At 73.5% G+C, this 4942-nt stretch carries 3 protein-coding genes; all 3 read left to right on the top strand.

Annotated elements, in window-relative coordinates:
* Positions 1 to 1164 (top strand): S8/S53 family peptidase (locus ETD85_RS64185; RefSeq protein ID WP_170247461.1); only part of this gene is annotated, 1164 nt, incomplete at its 5' end.
* Between the two features lie 8 nt (positions 1165 to 1172).
* A complete protein-coding gene (locus tag ETD85_RS60075) occupies positions 1173 to 2423 on the top strand; it encodes a beta propeller repeat protein (protein ID WP_138698728.1) in 1251 nt (416 codons plus the stop codon).
* 1 nt (position 2424) lies between these two features.
* Positions 2425 to 4923: a S8 family serine peptidase gene (locus ETD85_RS60070; RefSeq protein WP_138698727.1), complete on the top strand. Its 2499-nt coding sequence runs from the start codon at positions 2425 to 2427 to the stop codon at positions 4921 to 4923.
* The last annotated feature ends 19 nt before the right edge of the window (positions 4924 to 4942 follow it).

Genomic DNA, 4942 nt, shown 5'->3' with positions numbered 1-4942 from the left:
AGGTGTATAAGAGACAGCCCCGCCCCCGCCGTCGCCACGGCGCCCGTCCCGGCGGCGGACGCGGCGGGGCCGTCCACCCGGGCGATCTGCCCCGAAGACGCCGAGCAGGCGTCGTGCCTGCTGCGGGTGGCGGCCGACGGCGCCGGCCGCGTCCTGCGGCCCGCCGAGGCCGTGCAGGACGACTCGGGAGTGCTGACCGCCAAGGACCTTCAGGAGGCCTACCGGCTGCCTGCCGACCTCCTCGGCGGCGGCCAGACCGTCGCCGTCGTCGTGCCGTACGACGTCGGCTCGGCGGAGGCGGACCTGGCCGTCTACCGGGCGGCCAACGGCCTGCACGCCTGCGACGCGGTCTTCCCCTGCTTCAGGAAGGTCAACCAGCGCGGCGGCGACACGCCGCCGCCCCCCGACTCCGGCTACGCGCTGCACGCCGCGGCGGGTCTCCAGCTGGCCTCGGCGGCCTGCCCCAACTGCAAGCTGCTGCTGGTGCAGGCGGACGACGCCTCATTCGCCAACCAGGCCCTGGCCGTTGACCAGGCCGCCGCCCAGGGTGCCGACGCCGTCGTCGTCATGGCGGGGGTCGCGGAGTTCGAGGAGCAGGCGGCGCAGGCCGCCCACTTCGACCACCCGGGCGTCGCGATCACCGCGGCCGCGGGAGCCGGGTTCAACTCCAGCGGCCGCCAGATCGTTCCGGCGGCCTACTCCACGGTGGTCGCGGTGGGCGGGACCGAGCTGTGGCGGGACCCGGCCGCCAAGCGCGGCTGGAGTGAGACCGCCTGGGCGGGCACCGGCTCGGGCTGCTCTCTCTTCGAGACACGCCCGTCCTGGCAGCGGAGCGGCGCCTGCGGGGACCAGCGGACCGTGGCCGACGTGTCGGCCGTGGCCTCGCCCAACACCCCGGTCCAGGTCTACGCCGGCGCCCTGGACGGCTGGGTCGCCGCCTCCGGCACCCCCGTGGCGGCGGCGTTCATCGCCGGCGTGTACGGCCTGGCGGGCACCGACTCGGCCACGCCCGCGGGCAAGCGCCTCTACCGCGGCTCCCGATACGTCTTCGACATCACCGCAGGAGCCAACGGCACCTGCGGCGGCAGCGACGTGTGCACCGCCGTCCGCGGCTACGACGCGCCCAGCGGCATGGGCACCCCCAACGGCACCGGCGCCTTCTAGGAGACACCATGCGAACACCACGACTCACTCGCGGGCGCCTGCGGCGCGCCACCACCATGGCGGGGCTCACCACTCTGATCACCGGGGTGGTCGCCGCCGGTCCCCTCACCCCGGCGGGCGCCGCCGGCCCCCTGACCCCGGCGGGCGCGCGCCCCGGCTGCACCCCGGCCTGGACCATGCTGCCCGCGGCGTCCGTTGACACCACCGTCGTCGACGTCGACGTCATCGCGCCCAACGACGTCCGGTTCACCGAGAACCTCGCCTTCGCCGCCGTCAGGACGCTGCGCTGGGACGGCAAGACGCTGGCCGAGAACGGCCCCCAGATCCCCATCCCCCCGCGGACCTCCCAGTACTTCGAAGCCGGCGCCGGCTCCTACGACTCGGCGGGCAACGGCTGGGCGATCACGCGGATGCACGGCATGACCAGGCCCGACGGCGCGAGTTCGCTCGCCCGGTGGGCCGGCGGCCGGTGGACGCTCACCCCGAGCGCGCCGTCCAGCGATCCCTCGGTCGGCGCGGCCAGCGTGGCGGACGTCGCCTCGCCGGCTCCCGACCGGGCGTGGGCGGTCGGCCAGCTCCACGGCGTGGGGTACCAGGCCTTCATCGAGCGCTGGGACGGCACCGAGTGGACGATGGCCGACCATCCCGCCACCGGTTACCGCGTCAGCGCGCTGTCCGCTGTGCGGGCGTGGTCCGCCGACGACGTCTGGGCGGTCGGCTACCGGCAGGACGCCGGCCCGTACCAGCCGCTGGTCCTGCACGACGACGGCACCGGCTGGAAGGAGAGCCCGCTGCCGGACATCGGGCCGAGCGGACGCCTGACCACCATCGGCGGCACCGGGCCCGACGACGTCTGGATCGGCGGGTTCAGCGGCACCGAGTACGAGTCCGCGCCGCTCCTGCTGCACTGGGACGGGAAGAGCTGGAGCGCGCAGCCCACCCCCGCGCCCGGACCGCACGGAACGGAGATCCAGCGCCTGTACGCCGCGGCCCCCGGCGACCTCTGGGCCATCGCCTACGACAGCACGCAAAACCACGGGCTCCGGCTGACGCACTGGGACGGCACGTCGTGGCAGGACGTCAAGCCCCAGGGGTCCCAGCCGCCGGCGTACGGGTTCGACTTCTACGAGGTGGACGGCAGCGGCCCCGGCGACGTGTGGGTGGTGGGCGCCACCACCTTCACCGAGCCTTCCGACGGTGCGTATCCGTACCTGCGGTCGCGACGGCTGATCGCCCACCTGAGCTGCGGGAGGAAGTGACATGAGGCTTACTCGCATGGCCACGGCGACCGCGTGCGTCCTGGCGCTGGCCGCCGGGTCGTTCGCCGTCACGTCGCCGGCACAGGCGGAGCCGGCGCCCCCGAAGGTCGCCCGGACCCTGATGGAGACCTTCGCCACGACCGGCAAGGCGGACTTCTGGGTGCGCCTGTCGGACAAGGCGGACCTCGCCCCCGCGCGCAAGATCAACGGCCGGACCGCCCGCGGCGAGGAGGTGGTGGAACGGCTGCAGGCCACCGCCGCCGACTCGCAGGAGCCGTTACGCGACCTCCTCAAGGCGGAGGGGGTGAAGTCGACCGCCTACTGGGCCACCAACGCCGTGTACGTCAAGGGCGCGTCCGAGGCCCTCGCCCGGAAGATCGCCGGGATGAAGGGGGTCGAGGAGATCCGCCCGCCGAAGACCTACGCGATCCCCGAGCCGATCAGGGCCAAGGCGCTGTCCTCCGCCGTCCAGGGGATCGCGTGGGGCGTCAGCAACATCAACGCCGACGACGTGTGGGCCCGGACCGGCCGCCGCGGCGAGGACATCGTCGTCGCCAACGTCGACTCCGGGGTCCAGTTCGACCACCCCGCCCTGGTCAAGTCGTACCGGGGCAACAACGGCGACGGCACCTTCACCCACGACCACAACTGGATCGACCCGCTCGGCAACTGCCCCACCGCCGCGCCCTGCGACAGACACGGGCACGGCACGCACACCATGGGCACCATGGCCGGCGACGACGGCGCGGGCACCCAGATCGGCGTCGCTCCCGGCGTGAAGTGGATCGCCGGCGTCGGCTGCCCCGACGGCTCGTGCCCGGAGGAGGCTCTGGTCAGGTCGTCGCAGTGGATGCTCGCCCCCACCGACCTGTCCGGCCGGAACCCCGACGTGTCCAAGCGCCCGCACATCGTCAACAACTCCTGGGGGTCGGACCCCTCGAACGATCCGATGTTCGAGGACATCCAGCTGGCCTGGGCGGCCTCGGGGATCATGGGCATCTGGTCCAACGGCAACAGCGGGGCCGCCTGCCGGACCTCCGGCGCTCCCGGCAGCCGTACGATCAACTACTCCGTCGGCGCCTACGACGCCAACAACAAGATCGCCGGCTTCTCCAGCCGCGGCAGCGGCCAGGACGGTGCCGTCAAGCCGGACATCTCCGCCCCCGGCGTCCAGATTCTCTCCTCCCTGCCCGGCAACGGCTACGCCGCCTGGGACGGCACCTCCATGGCGGCCCCGCACGTGTCGGGAGCGGTCGCGCTGCTGTGGTCGGCCCGCCCCGAGTACGCCCGCGACATCGACGGCACCCGGCTGCTCCTGGACCTGTCGGCCATCGACACCGACGACACGAGCTGCGGCGGCACCGCGGCCGACAACAACGTGTACGGAGAGGGCCGCCTGGACGCGCTGGCCCTGGTCCAGGCCGGCACCACCGGCACCGCCACCCTGACGGGAAGGGTCTCCGACGCGGCCACCGAGCAGCCCGTCGCCGGCGCCACCGTCGCGCTCACCGGTCCGATGAGCCGCACCGCCACCGTCGGAGCCGACGCCGCGTACACCTTCACCCTCGCCGCCGGCGACTACCAGCTGAAGGTGACGGCCTTCGGCTACCAGCCCACCACGCGGACCGTCACCCTGACCAAGGAGAACACGCTCACCCACGACATCGCCCTGGCCCCCACCGAGCGGGTGAACCTGACCGGCACGGTCGCCGACGGCTCGGGGCTCGGCCGCCCGCTGGGCGCGAAGATCATCGCCGACGACGGCGCCGGCCACCGCTGGAGCGCCGAGGCCGACCCCGGCACCGGCGGCTACACCCTGCCCCTGCTCCCCGCGACGACCTACACCGTCTCCTACACCTCCACCGTGCCCGGCTACGACCCGGCCACCCGCCAGGTGGCCATGGGCGACGCCGGCCAGCGCCTCGACATGGGCCTGACCGTCTCGCTCGCCTGCACGGCCGCCGGCTACCACGTCACCCGCGCGGGCAGCACCCAGTCGTTCGACGGCTCCAAGCAGCCCAGGGGCTGGACGGTCACCAACGTCGAACTGGACATCCCCAACTACGACTACCAGCCGGGCTGGGTGTTCTCCGACCGCGGCGGGCGCGGCAACCACACCGGCGGCAAGGGCGGGTTCGCGATCGTGGACTCCCTGCGCTCCGGCAAGGGGCACATCCAGAACAGCTACCTCACCAGCCCTTCCTACGACCTCGGCCGGCGCACGAAGACCATGCTGGAGTTCGCCCACGACCTGAGGCCGGCCATCAACTCCACCACCTCGGTGGACCTCAGCGTGGACGGGGGCCGCACCTGGACGACGGTCTGGAGCGCCAAGGGCTATCCCGGCGCCGCCGGACCGGCCACGCAGGTCATCCCCCTCCCGCAGGCCGCCGGTCAGCGCAACGTCAAGTTCCGGCTGCACTACCTGGGCCAGAACTCGGGCTGGTGGGCCGTCGATGACGCCTTCATCGGCGACCGCGCCTGCGCCGTCGCCGGCTGATCCCCACCCCGGCACCCAC

The sequence above is a fragment of the Nonomuraea zeae genome, from assembly GCF_005889725.1.
Lineage (GTDB): Bacteria > Actinomycetota > Actinomycetes > Streptosporangiales > Streptosporangiaceae > Nonomuraea > Nonomuraea zeae.
This window is presented reverse-complemented; position numbering and strand designations above follow the sequence as displayed.

Excerpts from the sequence above, each read along its gene's own strand:
- ETD85_RS60070 (WP_138698727.1), top strand. The coding sequence starts at position 2,425 with ATGAGGCTTACTCGCATGGCCACGGCGACCGCGTGCGTCCTGGCGCTG.
- ETD85_RS60075 (WP_138698728.1), top strand. The coding sequence starts at position 1,173 with ATGCGAACACCACGACTCACTCGCGGGCGCCTGCGGCGCGCCACCACC.